This is a genomic window from Comamonas sp. Y33R10-2 (genome assembly GCF_019355935.1).
In the GTDB taxonomy this organism is placed as follows: Bacteria; Pseudomonadota; Gammaproteobacteria; order Burkholderiales; family Burkholderiaceae_C; genus Comamonas.
In genome coordinates this window covers 876,075-895,576 of sequence record NZ_CP079925.1, presented here as the reverse complement: position 1 = coordinate 895,576, position 19,502 = coordinate 876,075, and the positions used below count along the sequence as shown (strand labels likewise).

Here is a 19,502-nt window from a genome sequence, read left to right as displayed (position 1 = left end):
ACCGAGCAAGAGCCGCCTTACGAGCAAGACCCGCAGCGGCTCAGGGGTGTTTTATTAAAGAGTGTCTAGCCCGCGAGAAAGATCAGCCTTCAAATCATCAAGGTGCTCCAAGCCCACGGAAATACGAACCAGGCCTTGACCCACGCCCGCCACTTGGCGCTGCGCTTCAGACAGGCGGCCGTGCGAGGTGCTGGCGGGATGAGTGATGGTGGTCTTCACATCACCCAAATTAGCAGTGATGGAGCACAGACGAGTGCTATCCACCACATGGAAGGCATTGGCGCGCAGTTGCTCAGCGCCCTCGCCAATCACATCAAAGGCGAACACCGCACCGCCCATGCCATTTTGCTGACGCATGGCCAACTCATGCTGAGGATGGCTCTTGAGCCCGGGGTAATACACGCGGGCCACCTTGGGATGGGTTTCCAGCCAGGTGGCAAACTCCAGCGCCGCAGCACTTTGCGCCTTCACGCGCAGAGCCAGTGTTTCCAAACCCTTCATCACCGTCCAAGCGTTGTAAGGGGCAATATTTAAGCCACCGCTGCGCAAGAAGGTGCCCATCACCTTATCCACCAAAGCGATAGTGCCGCAGACAGCGCCGGCCATGACACGGCCTTGGCCATCCAAGAACTTGGTGCCCGAGTGCACGACGATGTCTGCACCAAACTTCACGGGCTGCTGCAAGATGGGTGTGGCAAAGCTGTTGTCCACTGCCAGCAGCGCGCCATTGGCGTGCGCCACTTCAGCCAATGCAGCGATGTCGCACAGGTCAGTCAGCGGATTGGTCGGTGTCTCGGCAAACAGCATGCGCGTGTTGGGTTTGACGGCTGCCTTCCACGCCTCGATATCGGTTTGCGACACAAAAGTGGTTTCCACACCAAAGCGGGCCATTTCTGTACCCAGCAGCTTGATGGTGGAGCCAAACATGGACTGCGAGCAGATGACGTGATCGCCCGTCTTGAGTGCCGTCAAGGCCACCAGCAAGATGGCCGACATACCGGTAGAAGTGGCGACTGCGCACTCCGTACCTTCCATCGCAGCCAGACGCTTTTCAAAGCTGGTGACTGTGGGGTTGCTGGTGCGGCTATAGGTATAACCGGCCTCTTCCCCTGCAAAGCGGCGCGCTGCAGTGGCGGCATCGGGCTGCACAAAGCTGCTGGTCAGGTACAGCGCTTCGCAATGCTCGCCCCACTGGCTGCGCTCAACCGCTTCGCGCACGGCCAAAGTTTCGGGATGCAAACCTTCAGGTAATGTCTTTTCAGTCACGGTCGTCAAATCCAGAGGTTGGTTCTGCTCGAGCTTCATCACAGGATCAAGCTCATGTTCATCTCAAGCAGATCGACCAGCGGCACTTGCCCACTGGTCATCAATTCTTAAAACTTTGAGTCAAATACGACTCAAGTCCTTTACTTACCTAGACTTATTGCTCTCAATAAAAGAGCATCCTAAGCACATCGCAGCGTTATTCTCCTACTGAATGAAAAGGGTTGCCTAAGCAACCCTTTTCATTCAGAGATTCAGTGCGCAGCCTCTAAACAATTTCTTGCAGCACTTGCGCACTAGCTCGCTCAGTTGTCTTCAGCGTTGGGCAGGGCTAGGCGCGAAGTGTCTTCGCTTTCTTCTTCGCCGCCGCGATTGCGGCCTTCATTCAATGCCGTCACTTCGTCATTGGAGATATCACCGGTGACGTAGACACCGTCAAAGCAAGAAGCTTCAAAGCCTTTGACCTTGGGATTGATCTTGCCCACAGTCTGTTTCATAGCGTCCACGTCCTGATAAATCAGCGCGTCGCAGCCAATCACTTGGCGAATTTCTTCAACCGTGCGGCCATAGGCGACCAGCTCCGAACGGGTGGGCATATCGATGCCATACACATTGGGATGGCGCACAGGTGGCGCAGCCGATGCCAAATACACCTTGTTGGCACCCGCATCGCGGGCCATCTGCACGATTTCTTTGGACGTTGTGCCGCGCACAATGGAGTCATCCACCAGCAGCACGTTGCGGCCCTTGAACTCGCTGCCAATGGCATTTAGCTTCTGACGCACCGACTTCTTGCGCGCGCCTTGGCCCGGCATGATGAAGGTACGGCCCACGTAGCGGTTCTTCACAAAACCTTCGCGGTAGGGCTTGCCCAGCAGCTGCGCCAGTTGCATGGCGCTGGGGCGGCTCGACTCAGGGATAGGAATCACTGCATCGATTTCATTGGGCGGCACCATGGAGATCACGCGCTTGGCCAGAGTCTCACCCATGTTCAGGCGCGCTTGGTAAACCGAGATGCCGTCCATAGTGGAGTCTGGGCGGGCCAAGTACACGTACTCAAACACGCAGGGGTACAACTGGCTGTTTTCAGCGCATTGCTGGCTTTCAACACGGCCATCGTTGTGCACAAAAATCGCTTCACCGGGAGCGATGTCGCGCTCGAACACTTGCGAAGTGCCTTCCAGCGCCACAGATTCGCTTGCCAGCATGATGGAGTTATTCGCGCCGCGGCCCATGCACAAAGGGCGAATGCCAAAAGGATCGCGGAAAGCCAGCAGGCCGTAACCAGCGATCAAGGCAATCACTGCATACGAGCCTTTGATGCGTTTGTGTACAGCACGCACAGCAGCAAAAACTTCTTCACTTTGCAGCGGCGCGCCGGTAGATGCGCGACCCAGCTCATGCGCCAGCACGTTCAGCAAAACCTCGGAGTCGCTTTCGGTGTTGGTATGACGGTGATCGGTGTCAGCCAGTTCGGTGCGCAATTGCTTGGCATTGGTGAGATTGCCGTTGTGCACCATGACGACGCCGAAGGGCGCATTCACGTAGAAAGGCTGAGCCTCTTCCTCGCTAGCTGCATTACCCGCCGTGGGGTAGCGAACCTGACCCAGACCCACATTGCCCGGCAAAGCGCGCATATTGCGGGTGCGGAACACGTCCTTCACCATGCCCTTGGCCTTGTGCATAAAGAACTTGCGCTCTTTTTGAGTCACGATGCCAGCAGCATCTTGCCCGCGATGCTGCAGCAGCAGCAAGGCGTCATAAATCAGCTGATTCACGGGTGCGGCGCTCACCACACCAACGATTCCACACATAGTTGCGTTCCATCTGTTCGCGAAGATTGCTCTTCGCCACACTCGCCGGCTTTGCCACCCATTGGCTCGCCTGCGCTTTGAAATCCGGCATGGCGGATCGCGCCAACACCAAATCAACGTCCGCGCTCACTGCGTTTTACAGCAAACACGTTGGCCACTCTTCACTTACGTAAATTGTGGCAACAAACTCTTCTTCAAGATGCTGCTGCGGGCAGGTAATGCCCCCACTCAGGCGGCAAAGCCGGCAAGACCCAGCCCAGCGCCGCAGACAGCCAAGGCGCCGAAGTTGAATCCAGCCACCACTGCGCGTTTTGCAGCGGGGTGTACTGAATGACCAACGCCAGCACCAGTAGCAATAAGCCGCCGCGCAAAACCCCAAACAAGGCGCCCAGCGTGCGGTCTACAGGTCTTAGCCCTACTGCCTCGATCAATTGCTTGGATAACCAAGAGATCACGCCCCAGGCAAACATGGTGCCCACCAGCAGCAAGATAAAACCCGCCGCATAGCGCAGCTGCATATCCCAGCCATCGAGCGGCAACCAGACTGACGCCTCTTGCGCCCAAATGCGCGCCACCATAAAGGCGACCACCCAGCCGAGCAAAGACAAGACTTCATAGACCAGACCACGCCAGGCCCCCAGCAGCATAGAGCACAGCAATACGCCGATAAAAATCCAGTCCAGCGTAGCCATCACTCAAATTCGCCCAGCTCAAAACTCACATCAACCCTTGAATACAGAAGCCGGAAAACCCAAGCCCTTGGCTCTGGCAGCCGCCTTATCAGCCTCTTCACGACTCTTGAAAGGCCCCATACGCACACGTGTGCGCTTGCCCTCCTTGGTATCTACAGACTGCGTAAACGCACCGCTACCGAGCTTGCCCTTGATCTCATTGGCCTTGCTAGCTTCAGCAAAAGCACCGATCTGCACGATAAAGCGCTCATTGCTTGCAGCAGCGTCCTTGGGAGCAGCCGCAGGCATGGCGCGACCTTCGAGCAAAGCACGGGCACGGGCGGCCTCATCGACTCTGGCTGGCTCTGGCTTAGGCTTAGGCTCAGCCTTGACCTCTGGTTTCGGCTCGGGCTTTTTAACTTCAGCCTTGGGCTTTTCTGGCTTGGGCTCAGGCTTTACTTCTGGCTTAGCTTCTGGTTTAGGCTCAGGTTTGCGCTCAGGCTTTGGTTCTGGCTTGACCTGAGAAGCAACAACCGCAGCGCCACCCACAGCAGTCGCCGCAGCAACTACACCTGCAACCGGCGCAGATGCGGCGGGTACAGATGTGGCGATTGCTGGAGCTCTTGCTGGCGCCAAAACTTCTTCGCCATCATCCAAAGATGCATTGGTGGCAACGCGACCGGCAGAAGTATCTGAGACCACTTCAGGGACCGAGTTCGCCTGATCCGGAATTTCAATAGGAATATTGACCGGTATGGGCCTTGGCTGCGTATCAAACAACAGCGGAAAGCCCACCACACCCATCAGCACCAGCGCCGCAGCGCCAATCAGGCGGTGACGTGCGCGGCGACGCATGTCATCCACGCTTTCGCCTTGGGCCAGGCGGCTGGGGCGCTTGGCGCCAGCCACGGACTCGGCATCGCCACTTTTTCCAGGCCAACGAAAATTGAAAAGTGCCATGAGTTTGGACAGGTTGAGGTCATCCGCTAGATGCAGGCGCTAACAAGCACTAGCTAAGCGCTAACGAATGACCGCAGGCTCAATGAGCCAAGTGTTTGGCGTTCAGACGTGGCGTGCCGTTTTGCAGCACTCCACCAACGGTAAAGAACGATCCAAAGACGACGATTCTATCAGCGGCATCGCAAGCCTCTACCGCCGCATCCAGCGCCAGTTGCGGATTGGCAAAGGTTTGCATGCTCACATCTTTGCGAATGATGCCCTTAGCCTGCAATTGCATCAACTTGGCTTTGAGGCCTTCGGCAGTGTCAGCGCGCGGCGTGGGTAGATCCGTGAAGTACCAGCGGTCAATCAACGGGCCTACCTTGCTGAGCATGGGCTCCCAATCTTTATCTGCCATGGCACCAAACACGACATGCGTGGTCGGAAAGTAACCCATAGCATCCAAATTGGCCGTCAGCGCCGCCACAGAATGCGGGTTGTGGGCCACATCCAGCACCAAGGTTGGCTGACCGGGAATAATCTGAAAGCGCCCGGGCAGCTCCACCATAGACAGACCCGTGCGTACGGCTTGCGCCGTCACAGGCAGCTTGCTGCGAATAGCTTCATAAGCTGCCAGCGCGCCAGAAGCATTCATGAGCTGATTGGCTCCGCGCAAGGCCGGATAAGCCAAACCTGCATAGCGGCGAGCACGACCCGCCCAAGCCCATTGCTGCTTGTCGCCGTCGTAATTGAAGTCTTTGCCAAAGAGCCACAGCTCGGCACCAATCTCGGCCGCATGGTCAATCACGCTTTGCGGAGGCACGGGGTCGCTGACGATGACAGGGCGACCAGCGCGCATGATGCCGGCCTTCTCGCGGCCAATGCTTTCGCGGTCTGGGCCCAGAAGCTCCACATGATCGACGTCAATACTGGTGATGATGGCGCAATCGGCGTCAACAATGTTCGTCGCATCCAGACGGCCGCCCAGGCCCACTTCCAAAATCGCAATATCCAGCTTGGAATGGCTCATCATGCGCATGATGACCAGCGTGGTGAACTCAAAGTAAGTGAGCGCAACCTCAGCGCCATCCTTGACTCTGGCCTGCTCTACCGCCTCAAAGTGCGCCAGCAGCTCATCCGCTTTGACGATCTCACCGCCCACACGGCAGCGCTCTTCAAAATGCACCAGATGAGGCGAGGTGTAGACACCGGGGCGGTAGCCTGACTGCAAAGCGACAGCTTCGAGCATGGCGCAGGTAGAGCCCTTGCCATTGGTTCCAGCCACCGTAATGACGGGGCAATCAAATTTCAGGCCCATGCGCTGTGCGACTTCACGCACGCGATCCAGACCTAAGGCAATGTTCTGGGGATGCAGACGCTCGCAATAAGCAAGCCATGCATCCAAGGTGGGAAATGTGGTGTGCATACTGGTCGCTATTGTCACCCACAGCCAGAGGCCCTATGAGCTGCGGCACATGACAAATGCGTTACATCTGACGCTAACCGTTTCACCCAATCCGTTTTTTAGCCCATGAGCAAAATCACCACCGTTTACGGCATTCCCAACTGCGACACCGTCAAGAAGGCTCGGGTCTGGCTTACCGAGCAAGGCATTGTCTACCAGTTTCACGATTTTAAAAAGCAAGGCGTTCCTGCGCAGCGCCTGCCTGACTGGATGCAAGCCGTGGGCTGGGAAAAACTACTCAACCACCAAGGCACGACTTGGCGAAAGCTCGATGACGCCACCAAAGCCAGCGCAGTGGACGCCGCCAGCGCCGCAGCCGTGATGCAAGAGCACGCCAGCACCATCAAGCGCCCCGTGGTGGAATGGGCTGACGGAAGAATCACCATCGGCTTTAAAGCAGATGATTGGCAGGCATTCATCTCCAAGTAAGCAAACGCTCACACATCCACATAGCTTTACCTTGTTTTACGAAGCGGATTCATGAACTTAACGTCGATCCCCTAAACTTCTTGGTGATCTGGCGCGTTATAGCTTCAGAGACAGGAGAGATTTTGATGAAAACTCTGGCAGTTTTGACCTTTACAGCCGCGGCAGCGACCAGTTTCGCTGGCAGTGCCTTTGCGCAAGAGCAAGGCCGCGTGCTGTCCACCACCCCCATCACCCAGCAAGTGGCCGTGCCTCAGCAGGTATGCAGCGACCAGCAAGTGGCGGTCGCCCCACGTCCCAGTGGCGCGGGCGCTGTGGTCGGCGCCATTGCTGGCGGTCTGTTGGGCAATGCGATTGGTGGAGGCGGTGGCCGTGCAGCAGCCACAGGCGCGGGCCTGATTGGCGGCGCGATGCTGGGCAATCAAGTCGAAGCGACTGGCCCGGCCCAGTACCAAACCGTGCGCCAGTGCAGCACTCAAACCTTCTACCAAAACCGCACCATAGGTTTCAACGTCACCTATGAGTACAACGGCCGCAACTACACCACGCAGACCACCGACCTGCCCGGCAAGTGGATTGCGCTGAATGTGCAGCCTGCTGCCAACAGCACTAGTTACAACTCTGCTGCCTACAACAGCAACGGTTACAACAGCAACCAAGCCCCGATGCAAGGCGCTTATTCGACCAGCTACCCACAAGACAATCAGGGCAGCTACACAACGAGCTACCCCAACACTTACCAAACGGGCTATCAAAATAGTTACCAAAGCGGCTATTACGCTCCCCAGCCGGTAACGCCCACGTACTCTTCCAGCTCCAGCTATTCAGCAACTGACTTTGTCGGCCCACTGCTGCTCGGTGCAGTCATCGGTGCAGGCGCTTACTACGCCACAAGGCAAAGCCACTACTACCGTGGTTACGGCGGTTATGGCGGATACCGCCACGGTTATGGCGGACATGGCTGGCGCCGCTAAGTCTCTTAAGAGCGTTGAAAAATAAGTGAATGCTGATCAAGAGCCCCAATTCGGGGCTCTTGTTTTTTCTGCCTTTGCCAAGCATTCGCACACATACAAATCTCGTAGCCTAAAATCAGAGGTTTTGATCTTCGACCACTCTCAGCGTACTTCTGCCATGACCACCGAAACCATTGCCAACGTCAGCCTCACCACTCAAGCCAATGTTTACTTTGACGGCAAGTGCGTCAGCCACAGCTTCACACTGGCGGATGGCACCAAGAAGTCGGTCGGCGTGGTATTGCCCGCAACCCTGACTTTTGGCACCGCTGCTGCTGAAATCATGGAATGCGTGGGTGGCTCTTGCGAGTACAAGCTCGACGGCAGCGATGAGTGGAAGAAGTCTGCAGCTGGTGAAAGCTTTCATATCGCCGCGAACTCCAAGTTCGACATCCGCGTGACTGAGGCTTACCACTACATCTGCCATTACGCTTAATTAGAGTTTTAGCAGCAGTGTGCTGCCAGCCTCCAGAATTTCAAGCCTTTTTAGCCGCAAGTCCTTATACATATTGGACTTTCCGCTATCACTTTAAAGAGTAATCTCATGGAAACCATTCTGCAAAATGTTCCTGTCGGCCAAAAGGTCGGCATCGCCTTCTCCGGCGGTCTGGACACTTCCGCCGCTCTGCGCTGGATGAAGAACAAGGGCGCCCTGCCCTACGCTTACACCGCCAATCTGGGCCAGCCCGACGAAGCCGATTACGACGAAATTCCTCGCAAGGCGATGGAATACGGCGCTGAAAAGGCCCGCCTGATCGACTGCCGCCCTCAGCTGGCCAACGAAGGCATTGCCGCTATCCAGTCCGGCGCCTTCCACATCTCCACCGGCGGTATCACCTACTTCAACACCACCCCTCTGGGCCGCGCTGTTACCGGCACCATGCTGGTGGCCGCCATGAAGGAAGACGACGTCAACATCTGGGGCGACGGCTCGACCTTCAAGGGCAACGACATTGAGCGCTTTTACCGCTACGGTCTGTTGACTAATCCTGATCTGAAGATCTACAAGCCCTGGCTGGACAGCACCTTCATCGACGAGCTGGGTGGCCGCGCTGAAATGTCGGCGTTCATGACCCAAGAAGGTTTCGGCTACAAGATGTCGGCTGAAAAGGCCTACTCCACCGACTCCAACATGCTGGGCGCAACCCACGAAGCTAAGGATCTGGAGTTTTTGAACTCCGGCATCCGCATCGTGAACCCCATCATGGGCGTTGCCTTCTGGAAGCCTGAAGTCGAAGTCAAGGCTGAAGAAGTCTCCATCACGTTCGACGAAGGCCGCCCTGTGGCCATCAACGGCAAAGAGTACACCGACGCTGTCGAAGTGTTCCTCGAACTCAACCGCATCGGTGGCCGCCACGGTCTGGGCATGAGCGACCAGATCGAAAACCGCATCATTGAAGCCAAGAGCCGCGGCATCTACGAAGCTCCCGGCATGGCCCTGCTGCACATCGCTTACGAGCGTCTGGTGACTGGCATCCACAACGAAGACACCATTGAGCAGTACCGCATCAACGGCCTGCGTCTGGGCCGCCTGCTGTACCAAGGCCGCTGGTTTGACCCACAAGCCATCATGCTGCGCGAATCTTCGCAGCGCTGGGTGGCTCGCGCCGTGACCGGCACCGTGACGCTGGAACTGCGCCGCGGCAACGACTACTCCATCCTGAACACTGATTCGCCTAACCTGACTTACGCTCCCGAGCGTCTGTCCATGGAAAAGGTTGAGGACGCACCTTTCAGCCCTATCGACCGTATCGGTCAGCTGACCATGCGCAATCTGGACTTGATCGACACCCGCGCCAAGCTGGCTATCTACTCCAAGGCTGGCCTGCTGAGCGTGAGCAGCTCCAGCGCCCTGCCTCAGCTGGGTAACGACCAGAAGTAATTCAGGTCAGCACCCACAAAAAAGCCGCTGCAATGAATGCAGCGGCTTTTTTCATTCCACCTCAAGCTTTTTAGGCCTCTAGTCCTTATAGATCAAAGACCTGCAGCTATCAATATTGCATTAGATGCCATTAAAAACGCTTAGATGCGATTGATCTTGTGGACTTGCTGCTCCAGCTGGCCCACATAAGCTGCCGTGCTGTTGTCCGAATCCTGAGCGCGCTGCACCAAGTGCGCTTCCAGCACATCAAGGCGCGCCATCAGCGTTTCTCTGTCTTTGGCGTGCATGGCTTCCAAGACGCTGCGCAGTTCTGTAAAGCGAGATGCCTCGGCCTTGTCGGCCAGATCACGCTGACCTTGCATCTCTTTGTTATGGCGACGCGCCTCCATTAGCACTGAGCCTTGCATCCACAGCACATAAGCGATAAAGAACACGCTGAGCAAAATAGTCAGTGCCAGCATGAGCACGCCCAGCGGCGCATCAATATGCGTAATGCCCAGTGATACCGGCATGGGGGTGGAAAGCGCCGTCCAGTTAAATGCCGCCAACACGGCGATCAGAGCCACGATGATGCTGATGAAAATAGTGCGAAAGTTCATGTTGTGCTCCTTTACCTCTGAGATGTGCTGTTTTAACCCAAGAAACGCTGCCCAAAAGTCAGAGGAAGCCCAGAAATGACAAAGCCGCTGCGAACAGCGGCCTTGGAATTACAGAGCAGTTAGATTAATGGGTCTCTGACAACTGATCCAAGATAGCTGGATTCTCTAGCGTACTGGTGTCCTGCGTAATCGCCTCCCCCTTGGCCAGCGAGCGCAACAGGCGGCGCATGATCTTGCCGCTGCGGGTTTTGGGCAGGTTGTCGCCAAAGCGAATGTCCTTGGGCTTGGCGATGGGGCCAATCTCCTTGGCCACCCAATTGCGCAGCTCGGCTGCGATTTGCTTGGCCTCTTCGCCCGTAGGCTTGCCGCGTTTGAGCACGACAAAGGCGCAAATCGCTTCACCCGTCAAATCATCGGGGCGCCCCACCACAGCGGCTTCCGCGACCAAATCGGTCTTGGAGACCAATGCAGATTCAATCTCCATCGTGCCCATGCGGTGACCCGAGACGTTAAGCACATCATCAATGCGGCCAGTAATGCGGAAATAAGCACGATCTTCGCTGCGCACTGCGCCGTCGCCAGCAAGGTAGTAGCCTTTGAGCTCCTCTGGAAAGTAGCTCTTTTTGAAGCGCTCCGGGTCGCCCCAAATGGTGCGAATCATTGAAGGCCAAGGCTTTTTAACAACCAAAATACCGCCCACGCCGTTGGGCATGTCGTTGCCAGCCTCATCAACGATGGCCGCCGTAATGCCGGGCAGCGGCAATGTGCAAGAGCCGGGCACGAGCGGCGTAGCACCGGGCAGCGGAGTGATCATGTGGCCGCCATTTTCGGTCTGCCAGAAGGTGTCCACAATCGGGCATTTTTCATGACCAATATGCTTGTAGTACCACATCCAGGCTTCGGGGTTGATAGGCTCACCTACCGAGCCCAGCAAGCGCAGGCTGCTCAAATCCCAGTTCTTGGGGTGTACTTTTTCGTCTGACTCTGCCGCCTTGATGAGCGAGCGAATCGCCGTGGGCGCGGTGTAGAAAATCGAGCATTTGTGACGCTCAATCATCTGCCAAAAGCGCCCGGCATTGGGGAAGGTGGGCACCCCCTCAAATACGATTTGCGTGGCGCCTGCAGCCAGCGGGCCGTAGGCCACATAGCTGTGACCGGTGATCCAGCCAATGTCCGCCGTGCACCAAAACACATCGGTGTCTTTGTTATCAAAAGTCCACTCAAACGTCTGCTTGGCCCACAGCACATAGCCGCCGGTTGCGTGCTGCACGCCTTTGGGCTTGCCGGTAGAGCCGCTGGTGTAGAGGATGAACAGCGGATGTTCGGCATTGACGGCAACGGCCGGGCACTCAGTGGACTGGCCTGCCAAGGCTTGCGTGAACGTGATGTCGCGGCCTGCAACCATATTGCACGCCGTTGCTGTGCGCTCATATACGAACACGGTCTTGACCGCTTCACAGCCGCCCAGCGCCAGCGCGTCATCCACAATGGCTTTAAGCGGCAGCTCTTTGCCGCCGCGCATCTGATAGTTGGCGGTGATGATGGCCGTGGCGCCCACATCCACAATCCGCTCTTGCACCGCCTTGGCCGAGAAACCGCCAAAAACCACCGAGTGCGTAGCACCTAGGCGCGCACAGGCCTGCATGGCCACCACACCCTCAATGGTCATGGGCATGTAAAGCAAAACGCGGTCGCCCTTTTGCACGCCGCGCGCCTTGAGGGCATTGGCAAACTGGCTAACGCGGGCCAGCAGCTCTTTGTAGGTGACCTTGGTGACTTCGCCGCCATCGGCTTCAAAGATGATAGCGGTCTTGTTTTCCACGGGCGTGCCCATGTGCTTATCCAAGCAGTTGGCGCTGGCGTTGAGCTCACCATCGGCAAACCATTTGTAAAACGGTGGGTTGCTTTGATCGAGCACCTGCGTAAACGGCTTGGTCCACTGCACGTTCTCGCGGGCCAATCGCGCCCAGTAGCCTTCGTAATCACGCTCGGCCTCATCGCACAAGGCTTGGTACTGCGCCATGCCCGAGATGCGGGCCTTGGCCACAAAGTCCGCAGCAGGCGGAAACACCCGGTTTTCCACCAGTACAGATTCGATTGCTGATGTCGCTGTGCTCATCGTTTTGTCTCCTAATGCTCGCGGCAATGAAATTATTGTGTGGGTACTGTCAAGGCTTGGTCTTACACGCTACTGACTGAAATTCGCATCTCAACTTTCAGCGCCTAACAGCTCCTCAATCACTCCCATTTTTGCAGCAACAAGTCCTTATTCAGCGTTGATTTACTTGCAGTTTCATCCAAAGGACCTAGAACAAACCCTTAGAATCGCCCACTTGCTGCCAACAGGGTCAGGGCCAAAACAGCCTGATCTCATCGGTAGGCCAGTGCGAGGCGGCGTGCCCCTTCGCCCACCTCTTTGAACGGCTGCACAGGCCGGACTTTCACACCTTTAAGCACATCATGAGCCGCACCCCCAGCGACGAGACAGGCACAGCCGCCCCTCAAAAATCGCCTGCTAACTATCCAACCCCCGTCGCGCTGCGCCCTCTTCCCGCGCTGATTTTTGCCAGCCGCTGGCTGCAACTGCCTTTGTACCTGGGCCTGATCGGCGCTCAGGGCGTCTATGTCTGGCACTTTCTGCTGGAGCTATGGCACCTGATTGAAGCTGTCTTCGGCAGCCAAGTAGCCTTGCAAACGCTTGTCACCAGCATCGGCTACAAGAGCGACATCCAGATCACCCAGCTCAACGAGACCATCATCATGCTCGTGGTGCTGGCGCTGATTGACGTGGTAATGATCTCCAACTTGTTGATCATGGTCATCGTGGGTGGCTACGAGACTTTTGTGAGCCGCTTGGGGCTGGAGTCCCACCCTGACCAGCCAGAGTGGCTCAGCCATGTGAACGCTTCAGTTCTCAAGGTCAAGCTTGCGCTGTCCATCATTGGTATCAGCTCAATTCACCTGCTCAAAAGCTTTATCAACGCCGGCAGCTATGAAGTACAAGTCCTGATGTGGCAGACCATCATCCACGTCGTCTTCCTGTTCAGTGCGCTGGCAATTGCTTACACCGACAAGCTCACCAGCAGTTCACTCCACTAATCGGCGCAAGCGCCCAAAAAAGCCCCGCATGGTTCGCCATGACGGGGCTTTTTTACGTTCGCCATAACGTAAAAGTCTGCAAAAGCTGACAACTCACCAAATCAGCGCCTCAATACACCGCAAGCCTTTATCAATCAATCACTTGGCGCTCTACTTTTAGGGTATTGAAATGTTTCAAGCACTGGATTTCATGGCGATTGAGAACTCAAGGCTTACAGTTCGATTTGACGCATAAAAATCAATTCGTTATATTAAAAAGTCATTTACAACCTGCCGCGCAGGTCATCCGCCTTATTTCTCGAAATACGGCTGATTCACTTCCGGCGGATCGTTGTGTCAATTCAAGAGCGTCTGCCGCTCTTTGGCGCAGCCCCGTCAACCGGGCCGAAACACGGCCCTGATGCATGGGGGCTCTCCTTGGTCGTTGCACCAAGGTTGGCCTGACAAGAAGTCTTGCAAAGACGTGCCGTCGGCACCTCTCTTGCCAGCCTCTGACTTCTTCACACTGACAGCTCTTGCGCACCCTTTGCTGGTGCCATTCGGGCTGCAAAACGGCGCTTTTCAGCGCCACTGCGCTGCACAGCCAGTTCCATACGAGCCGGTATTGCAGCCACATCAGGGTTTTATTTTGGCTTGTGCGCCAGCGCCCACCGGTATTGCCGGTTATGGGCGCTGGACTGTGTTCCATCCATCAAAAGGAAAACGCCACAGTGGCCAAGCAAATCGCAATTGATCATGTCTTTAAGGTCTTCGGAGACGATCCGAAAACCGCGCTCAACCTCGTCAAATTGGGTCGAACCAAGCAAGAAATCCTGACCCAGACCGGGCAATCCATCGGCGTTTTCGATGCCCACTTCACCATTGAAGCTGGTGAAATTTTTGTCGTCATGGGTCTGTCTGGTTCAGGCAAATCGACTCTGGTGCGCATGCTCAACCGCTTGATCGAGCCTACCAGCGGCAGCATTTTGATCGACGGCCAGGACATCAACGCGCTGAACGACAAAGACTTGCGCGCTCTGCGCCGCAAAGACATCTCCATGGTGTTCCAGTCTTTTGCGCTGATGCCTCACCTGACGGTGCTGGACAACACGGCTTTTGGCCTGGATTTAGCCGGCGTGGACCGCGCCACGCGCCAGCAGCAAGCGCATGATGCGCTAGAGCAAGTAGGCCTTGGCGCTTGGGCTGGCAGCTACCCTGACGAGCTATCGGGCGGCATGCAGCAGCGAGTGGGGTTGGCCCGTGCGCTGGCGTCGGACCCATCAATCTTGCTGATGGATGAGGCTTTCTCGGCACTCGACCCCATCATCCGCACCGAAATGCAGTCCGAGCTGCTGCGCCTGCAAGAAATCAAGCGACGCACCATCGTCTTCATCTCCCACGATCTGGACGAAGCCATGCGCATTGGCGACCGCATTGCCATCATGAAAGACGGCATGGTGCAGCAAGTGGGCACGCCCGACGAAATTTTGCGCAAGCCTGCTAACGACTACGTGCGCACTTTTATTCAGGGTGTGGACACGGCTGCCGTGTTCAAGGCTTCTGACATTGCCCGCCAAGCACTGACCGTGATTTCAGAGCACAGCGACCGCGGCTGCCGCGCCACACTGCGCTTGCTGGAAGACTCTGACCGCGACCACGCCTATGTGCTCAGCGCCCGCAAGCTGTTTTTGGGCGTTGTCTCGTCGCAGTCGCTGCGCGACGCGCTGCAGGGGCACGAAGGCATGTTAGGCCTCAAGCACGCCTTTTTGCCCAACGTGCAGCCTATTGCCAGCAACCAGCCAGTGGCCGAGTTGTTCGGCGCCGTGGCTGCCCCACCCTACCCCCTTCCCGTGGTGGATGAGGACGGCAAGTATCTGGGCGTGATTAGCCGCACCACCATGCTCAAGTTCCTGGACCGCGCCACACCGCCTGTGCCGCCGCCGCAAAAAGAAATTCCGCCCGTCAAGCTGGACCCGAATTTCCAGCCCGCCCAGAGCATGACTGATCAACCAACACAAGCTGCCCAGAGCGCAGCGCAATAAGGAGGGAGCCGATTTGAACGACAACACAATCACTACCCAAAGTACAGACAACATCGCTGCTTTTGAAGACCCGTGGGCTGCTGCCTCAGAGACAGCCACAGCACCTGCAAGCACGCCCGAGCCCGTAAGCACGGCTGATGTAGATCCATGGGCTGCCTCTTATGCCGATGCAGATGCCGGCAGCAGCACAGCCGCTTGGGGTAGCAGTGAAGGCGGCGGCGACGCCACCAGCCAAGCCGGCAGCGCAGACTGGCTCAGCGCCGCATCACCTACCGATGCACCCGCGCATGACGGCGGTTTAGGCCAGCTATGGCAGCAAATTACTACGGAAGGCCTGCCTGTACAGGACTCCATCAACAATGGTCTTGCTTGGGTGGTGGAACACTTTCGCCCCTTCTTTCAGGCCATTCGCACCCCCATTGACGCAACGCTCAACGGCGTGACCGATGTGCTGCAAACCATTCCCATGCCTGTGCTCGTGCTACTGATTGCGCTGCTGGCATGGCAGTTTGCCGGGCGCAAGCTGGCCATTGGCTCGGCACTAGCCTTGCTAGGCGTGGCCGTGCTTGGCATCTGGTCTGAGGCCATGGTCACGCTGGCTTTGGTGCTCACTTCGCTGTTTTTCTGCATCGTCATCGGCCTGCCCACCGGTATTTTTCTGGCCAGCAGTGACCGCGCCCAGCGCTGGACACGCCCGCTGCTAGACGCCATGCAGACCACACCGGCCTTCGTGTATCTGGTGCCCGTCGTCATGCTGTTCGGCATTGGCAATGTTCCCGGCGTCATCGTGACCATTGTGTTTGCGCTGCCGCCGCTGATTCGCCTGACCAATCTGGGTATTCGCCAAGTGCGCCCTGACTTGATTGAAGCCAGCCGAGCCTATGGCGCATCACCAATGCAACTGCTGTGGAAGGTGCAACTGCCGCTGTCCATGCCCTCCATCATGGCCGGTATCAACCAAGCGCTAATGCTTTCGCTGTCTATGGTGGTGATCGCCTCCATGATCGCCGTGGGCGGTCTGGGCCAGATGGTTCTGCGCGGTATTGGTCGCCTAGATATGGGCTTGGCCACCGTGGGCGGCTTGGGCATTGTGCTGCTGGCCATCGTGCTGGACCGCCTCACCCAAGCCATGGGCGAACCCCAGCGCGGCAGCGCCCGCTGGTGGACGACAGGCCCTGCCGGTTTGCTTATGCGCCAGCTAAACAAGCCACAAGCGGTACCCGCGCCACAACCCCACACTGCGCCAGCCAAGCCCGCTGCGGTTTGACCCCAAAGAACACAGAAGAGGAAAAGGAACTATGAACAAGATTCAAAACGCCCCCAACATGCGCCAACACTTCAGCCGCTGGCTGTTTGCCAGCACAGCGGTGGCCGCCATGGCATTCGCTGGCAGCAATGCGTTTGCAGCAGACGAGCTGCCCGGCAAAGGTGTGAAAGTTCAGCCCCTCAAAAGCTCTGTTGCCGAAGAAACCTTCCAAACCCTTTTGGTGATGAAGGCGCTGCAAAAGCTAGGCTATGAGGTCCAACCCATGAAGGAGGTGGAATACCCCACAGCCCACATCGCGCTAGCCAATGGCGACGCGACCTTTATGGCCAACCACTGGAACCCGCTGCACGCTGACTATTACAAAAATGCGGGTGGCGACGCCAAGCTTTACCGCAAAGGTGTCTTCGCTGCCAATGCCGCTCAGGGCTACTTGATCGACAAAAAGACGGCTGAGGCTTATGGCATCACCAACTTAGGCCAGCTGCAAAAGCCCGAGATTGCAAAGCTGTTTGATGCCGACGGCGACGGCAAGGCCGATATGACCGGCTGCACTCCCGGCTGGGGGTGTGAGGCCATGATTGAGCACCACCTCACTGCCTACAAACTACGAGACAACATCACCCACAAGCAAGGCACCTACTCGGCCCTGATCGCGGACACCATCACGCGCTACAAGGCAGGCAAGCCCATTCTTTACTACACCTGGACGCCTTACTGGGTGAGCAATGTGCTCAAGCCCGGCAAAGATGTGGTGTGGCTACAAGTGCCCTTCTCTGCCCAGCCCGGCGAGCAGTCTGGTATCGACACCAAGCTGCCCAATGGCAAGAACTACGGCTTTATCGCCAACAACCAGCAAATCGTGGCCAACAAGGTTTGGGCAGAGCAGAACCCTGCGGCGGCCAAGCTGTTTGAAGTCATGAAGCTTTCAGTCGGCGACATCAACGCGCAGAACTTCATGATGAGCCAAGGCCAAGGCAAGGACTCAGACATTGAGCGACACACCAATGGCTGGATCAAGGCCCATCAAAAGATCTTTGACGGCTGGCTGGAGCAAGCACGCTCTGCGGCTCAAAAATAAGAGTGAAATCAGGCTGCAGTCCTTATAGTAAAAGGACTATTAGCTATCAAAAAAGAACCGACTTCAAACACCGGTTCTTTTTTTATCGATTTTTGTGATTACCAGCTTAACTTGCCGTTGCTGCAAGCCGCCTTGCTCGACAAGCTCACAAAGCGCTCAACACGCAGCGCCAGCATCTTGCCGCCTTGCTGGGCCAGCACTGGGTCGCTGACGGGGCGTTCCACCACACGGCCTTGCACCTCTGCGAGCATGAAGACCGATGGGTTGCTACGTGTATTCAAGTAAGCCTGCTCCAGCAACACACTATCGCTCTCGGGCAAAACATCAATAGTCTGGCCAGACTCGCACTCCTGAAAGCGCCCTTTGTCTGCTTGCAAGCTATACAGCCCCTGCCAGCGCCCACTTTCTTGACTGACTTTCAAGGCCGACGGCAAGGGCGCTGGCGCCTTGGTCTGGACTGCCGCTGCTGGCTGCTTCTTGCCGCTGATGCTGGACCAAGCCTTATCCCAGGTTTGATCCAAAGTCTGCGAGACCTTGCCCGTCATATTCGAGACAGTGGAGCAAGCCGTCAGACTTGTCACAACGATGGCACTGGCTGCCAAACGCCACAGCTTGCTGTGCATGGATACCTTTGAATTCTCAAAAGCAGGCACGTTAACAGACAGCGAATGCATTGAATCGATGACAGCAGCTGGTTGCAACAAAGTGTTGCATACATAATCGCCCATCTACAGCATCACTAGCGCCATGAGCACACCACACGCCACCATCATTCACGGCACTGAAGATGTGCTGATTGCCCTATGCAACTCCGTCTCTAGCGTGCTGCAAATCGCGACCCAATGTCCGATTCAGTATTCCGGCATGGTGCAGCGCATCACCAAGACCAGCCTCAAGCCTGACATTGGTTGCTTTGTCTTGATCGATGGCGGCTTTTCCGCGCTAGTCATCATCAACTTCTCGGCCGAGGCCGCCATGGAGTTGTACCGTAGCTACCTGCTCTCGATGGGCATGTCCGAAAGCGATCTGGCTAGCTCCTACACCTCAGACGAAGTCAGCAACGTCATGGGCGAGCTGATGAACCAAGTCGTGGGTGACTTCACCAGCAAGGTGCAGCGTGAGCTGCAAACGAATATCTCGCAAAGCCAGCCCAAGATGATTCGCCTCAACAAGCAAGTCAATCTCAGCGTGGACGCCAATCTAGACGCTCCAGAAGCCCGCCGCGTCACCTTCTACACCGGCAACAACAACATCTTTTATCTAGAGATGGCGGTGGACCACATGGAGTTCATCAAGATCAAGGACTTCGAGCCGCAAGAAAAGCCCGACCCCGATCAGTTGATGGAGCAAGCACATGCCGCCAAAGCGGATAAAGCCGCCCATGCCCCTGCACCAACGCCCAGCACAAATAGCGACACGGACGATCTGCTCAAGTCACTGGGTTTGTAATATTGGCAAGGCTGCAAAGGCATAGCATCAAGACTTCTAACCAAGGAGCTTTGATGCGTAAAACTTTCATGCCCTTGCTGCTGTGCTCGCTAACGCTGGCCTCGGAGTTGGCTCAGGCCCAACAAGCTCGCTGTGTCGATGCCAACGGCATGGGCTATGCCTGCAAGGGCCAAGAAGCCGTTAACCAAGGCCAAGCCATGTACTCTGGCCAGCCACAGCAGGGCAATCGGGTGCAATTCAATTTCAGCAGCGCCAACAAAAATGAAGGCCGGGACATGTTTGACCGCCCACCCTCCAGCGGCATCAGCCATGACTCCATGCAGCAGCGACTAGAGCAAATGGATGCCGCAGCGAACTCAGCGCGTGCTAGCAAGAACGCTCCACCCAAGCCATGAATCGGGCTCAGCCACCTTGGACGGGAAGTGGCGCAGACTGACGCTAAAACTGAAGCACAAGCTCAAACTCAAGCTTTAACGGACACTCAGGCATTGAGCGGTGCAGCAAACTTAGGCTTTG

18 protein-coding genes are annotated in these 19,502 nt (G+C 56.6%); 10 read left to right on the top strand and 8 right to left on the bottom strand.

Translation table 11 applies throughout. The annotated features are described in order from the left end of the window. Nucleotides 1-54: 54 nt before the first annotated feature. The 5 genes from KUF54_RS03995 to folC all read right to left on the bottom strand — a co-directional run bounded on the left by KUF54_RS03995 (nucleotide 55) and on the right by folC (nucleotide 6,113). On the bottom strand, nucleotides 55-1,266 hold the full coding sequence (locus KUF54_RS03995; protein ID WP_219346262.1) for an O-succinylhomoserine sulfhydrylase: 1,212 nt from the start codon (nucleotides 1,264-1,266) through the stop codon (nucleotides 55-57). A 302-nt stretch (nucleotides 1,267-1,568) separates the two neighbouring features. Beyond that, entirely contained in the window at nucleotides 1,569-3,077 is a 1,509-nt protein-coding gene (purF, locus tag KUF54_RS03990; protein ID WP_219345405.1) for an amidophosphoribosyltransferase, read from the bottom strand. 194 nt (nucleotides 3,078-3,271) lie between these two features. Further along, nucleotides 3,272-3,769: a CvpA family protein gene (locus tag KUF54_RS03985; protein ID WP_219345404.1), complete on the bottom strand. Its 498-nt coding sequence runs from the start codon at nucleotides 3,767-3,769 to the stop codon at nucleotides 3,272-3,274. 30 nt (nucleotides 3,770-3,799) lie between these two features. Then, nucleotides 3,800-4,708: an SPOR domain-containing protein gene (locus tag KUF54_RS03980; protein ID WP_219345403.1), complete on the bottom strand. Its 909-nt coding sequence runs from the start codon at nucleotides 4,706-4,708 to the stop codon at nucleotides 3,800-3,802. 79 nt (nucleotides 4,709-4,787) lie between these two features. Further along, nucleotides 4,788-6,113 (bottom strand): bifunctional tetrahydrofolate synthase/dihydrofolate synthase, encoded by a 1,326-nt coding sequence (gene folC, locus KUF54_RS03975; RefSeq protein ID WP_219345402.1) that lies wholly within the window; start codon nucleotides 6,111-6,113, stop codon nucleotides 4,788-4,790. 105 nt (nucleotides 6,114-6,218) lie between these two features. Between folC and KUF54_RS03970 the strand changes: the two genes are divergently transcribed. The 4 genes from KUF54_RS03970 to argG all read left to right on the top strand — a co-directional run bounded on the left by KUF54_RS03970 (nucleotide 6,219) and on the right by argG (nucleotide 9,473). Further along, nucleotides 6,219-6,581, top strand: coding sequence for an ArsC family reductase (locus KUF54_RS03970; RefSeq protein ID WP_219345401.1), 363 nt, complete (start codon nucleotides 6,219-6,221; stop codon nucleotides 6,579-6,581). Nucleotides 6,582-6,706: 125 nt separating this feature from the next. After that, nucleotides 6,707-7,552 carry a glycine zipper 2TM domain-containing protein gene (locus tag KUF54_RS03965; RefSeq protein WP_219345400.1) on the top strand — a complete coding sequence of 282 codons (846 nt, stop codon included), beginning with the start codon at nucleotides 6,707-6,709 and terminating at the stop codon, nucleotides 7,550-7,552. Between the two features lie 157 nt (nucleotides 7,553-7,709). After that, nucleotides 7,710-8,027 carry a pyrimidine/purine nucleoside phosphorylase gene (locus KUF54_RS03960; RefSeq protein WP_219345399.1) on the top strand — a complete coding sequence of 106 codons (318 nt, stop codon included), beginning with the start codon at nucleotides 7,710-7,712 and terminating at the stop codon, nucleotides 8,025-8,027. Between the two features lie 108 nt (nucleotides 8,028-8,135). After that, nucleotides 8,136-9,473: an argininosuccinate synthase gene (gene argG, locus KUF54_RS03955; RefSeq protein WP_219345398.1), complete on the top strand. Its 1,338-nt coding sequence runs from the start codon at nucleotides 8,136-8,138 to the stop codon at nucleotides 9,471-9,473. A gap of 140 nt (nucleotides 9,474-9,613) precedes the next feature. Here argG and KUF54_RS03950 read toward each other — a convergent pair whose 3' ends face one another. After that, the gene (locus KUF54_RS03950) at nucleotides 9,614-10,072 is read right to left on the bottom strand and encodes a LapA family protein (RefSeq protein WP_219345397.1); all 459 of its coding nucleotides are present in this window, start codon (nucleotides 10,070-10,072) and stop codon (nucleotides 9,614-9,616) included. 124 nt (nucleotides 10,073-10,196) lie between these two features. Further along, the gene (gene acs, locus KUF54_RS03945; RefSeq protein WP_219345396.1) at nucleotides 10,197-12,191 is read right to left on the bottom strand and encodes an acetate--CoA ligase; all 1,995 of its coding nucleotides are present in this window, start codon (nucleotides 12,189-12,191) and stop codon (nucleotides 10,197-10,199) included. Between the two features lie 341 nt (nucleotides 12,192-12,532). Here acs and KUF54_RS03940 point away from each other — a divergent pair, with 341 nt between their 5' ends. The 4 genes from KUF54_RS03940 to proX all read left to right on the top strand — a co-directional run bounded on the left by KUF54_RS03940 (nucleotide 12,533) and on the right by proX (nucleotide 17,537). After that, complete coding sequence (locus tag KUF54_RS03940) at nucleotides 12,533-13,171, top strand: TIGR00645 family protein (RefSeq protein ID WP_219345395.1); 639 nt, start codon at nucleotides 12,533-12,535, stop codon at nucleotides 13,169-13,171. Nucleotides 13,172-13,881: 710 nt separating this feature from the next. Then, nucleotides 13,882-15,192, top strand: a complete 1,311-nt coding sequence (proV, locus tag KUF54_RS03935) for a glycine betaine/L-proline ABC transporter ATP-binding protein ProV (RefSeq protein ID WP_219345394.1) — start codon at nucleotides 13,882-13,884, stop codon at nucleotides 15,190-15,192. 13 nt (nucleotides 15,193-15,205) lie between these two features. Then, nucleotides 15,206-16,459, top strand: coding sequence for a glycine betaine/L-proline ABC transporter permease ProW (gene proW / locus KUF54_RS03930; protein ID WP_219345393.1), 1,254 nt, complete (start codon nucleotides 15,206-15,208; stop codon nucleotides 16,457-16,459). Nucleotides 16,460-16,490: 31 nt separating this feature from the next. Continuing rightward, nucleotides 16,491-17,537, top strand: coding sequence for a glycine betaine/L-proline ABC transporter substrate-binding protein ProX (gene proX / locus KUF54_RS03925; protein ID WP_370627576.1), 1,047 nt, complete (start codon nucleotides 16,491-16,493; stop codon nucleotides 17,535-17,537). Between the two features lie 98 nt (nucleotides 17,538-17,635). Here the strand turns inward: proX and KUF54_RS03920 are convergent, their stop codons facing one another. Beyond that, on the bottom strand, nucleotides 17,636-18,160 hold the full coding sequence (locus KUF54_RS03920) for a hypothetical protein (RefSeq protein ID WP_219345392.1): 525 nt from the start codon (nucleotides 18,158-18,160) through the stop codon (nucleotides 17,636-17,638). Between the two features lie 124 nt (nucleotides 18,161-18,284). On the opposite strand from KUF54_RS03920, the gene KUF54_RS03915 reads away from it, so the two are divergent. Together KUF54_RS03915 and KUF54_RS03910 are read left to right on the top strand one after the other, a co-directional pair. After that, a complete protein-coding gene (locus tag KUF54_RS03915; protein ID WP_219345391.1) occupies nucleotides 18,285-18,986 on the top strand; it encodes a DUF3334 family protein in 702 nt (233 codons plus the stop codon). A gap of 53 nt (nucleotides 18,987-19,039) precedes the next feature. Continuing rightward, the gene (locus tag KUF54_RS03910; RefSeq protein WP_219346458.1) at nucleotides 19,040-19,381 is read left to right on the top strand and encodes a hypothetical protein; all 342 of its coding nucleotides are present in this window, start codon (nucleotides 19,040-19,042) and stop codon (nucleotides 19,379-19,381) included. The last annotated feature ends 121 nt before the right edge of the window (nucleotides 19,382-19,502 follow it).

Bases quoted from the DNA above. Each gene is read 5' to 3' on its own strand.
- purF (WP_219345405.1), bottom strand. From the start codon at position 3,077: ATGTGTGGAATCGTTGGTGTGGTGAGCGCCGCACCCGTGAATCAGCTG.
- KUF54_RS03985 (WP_219345404.1), bottom strand. From the start codon at position 3,769: ATGGCTACGCTGGACTGGATTTTTATCGGCGTATTGCTGTGCTCTATG.
- KUF54_RS03980 (WP_219345403.1), bottom strand. From the start codon at position 4,708: ATGGCACTTTTCAATTTTCGTTGGCCTGGAAAAAGTGGCGATGCCGAG.
- folC (WP_219345402.1), bottom strand. From the start codon at position 6,113: ATGCACACCACATTTCCCACCTTGGATGCATGGCTTGCTTATTGCGAG.
- KUF54_RS03970 (WP_219345401.1), top strand. From the start codon at position 6,219: ATGAGCAAAATCACCACCGTTTACGGCATTCCCAACTGCGACACCGTC.
- KUF54_RS03965 (WP_219345400.1), top strand. From the start codon at position 6,707: ATGAAAACTCTGGCAGTTTTGACCTTTACAGCCGCGGCAGCGACCAGT.
- KUF54_RS03960 (WP_219345399.1), top strand. From the start codon at position 7,710: ATGACCACCGAAACCATTGCCAACGTCAGCCTCACCACTCAAGCCAAT.
- argG (WP_219345398.1), top strand. From the start codon at position 8,136: ATGGAAACCATTCTGCAAAATGTTCCTGTCGGCCAAAAGGTCGGCATC.
- KUF54_RS03950 (WP_219345397.1), bottom strand. From the start codon at position 10,072: ATGAACTTTCGCACTATTTTCATCAGCATCATCGTGGCTCTGATCGCC.
- acs (WP_219345396.1), bottom strand. From the start codon at position 12,191: ATGAGCACAGCGACATCAGCAATCGAATCTGTACTGGTGGAAAACCGG.
- KUF54_RS03940 (WP_219345395.1), top strand. From the start codon at position 12,533: ATGAGCCGCACCCCCAGCGACGAGACAGGCACAGCCGCCCCTCAAAAA.
- proX (WP_370627576.1), top strand. From the start codon at position 16,491: ATGAACAAGATTCAAAACGCCCCCAACATGCGCCAACACTTCAGCCGC.
- KUF54_RS03920 (WP_219345392.1), bottom strand. From the start codon at position 18,160: ATGCACAGCAAGCTGTGGCGTTTGGCAGCCAGTGCCATCGTTGTGACA.
- KUF54_RS03915 (WP_219345391.1), top strand. From the start codon at position 18,285: ATGAGCACACCACACGCCACCATCATTCACGGCACTGAAGATGTGCTG.
- KUF54_RS03910 (WP_219346458.1), top strand. From the start codon at position 19,040: ATGCGTAAAACTTTCATGCCCTTGCTGCTGTGCTCGCTAACGCTGGCC.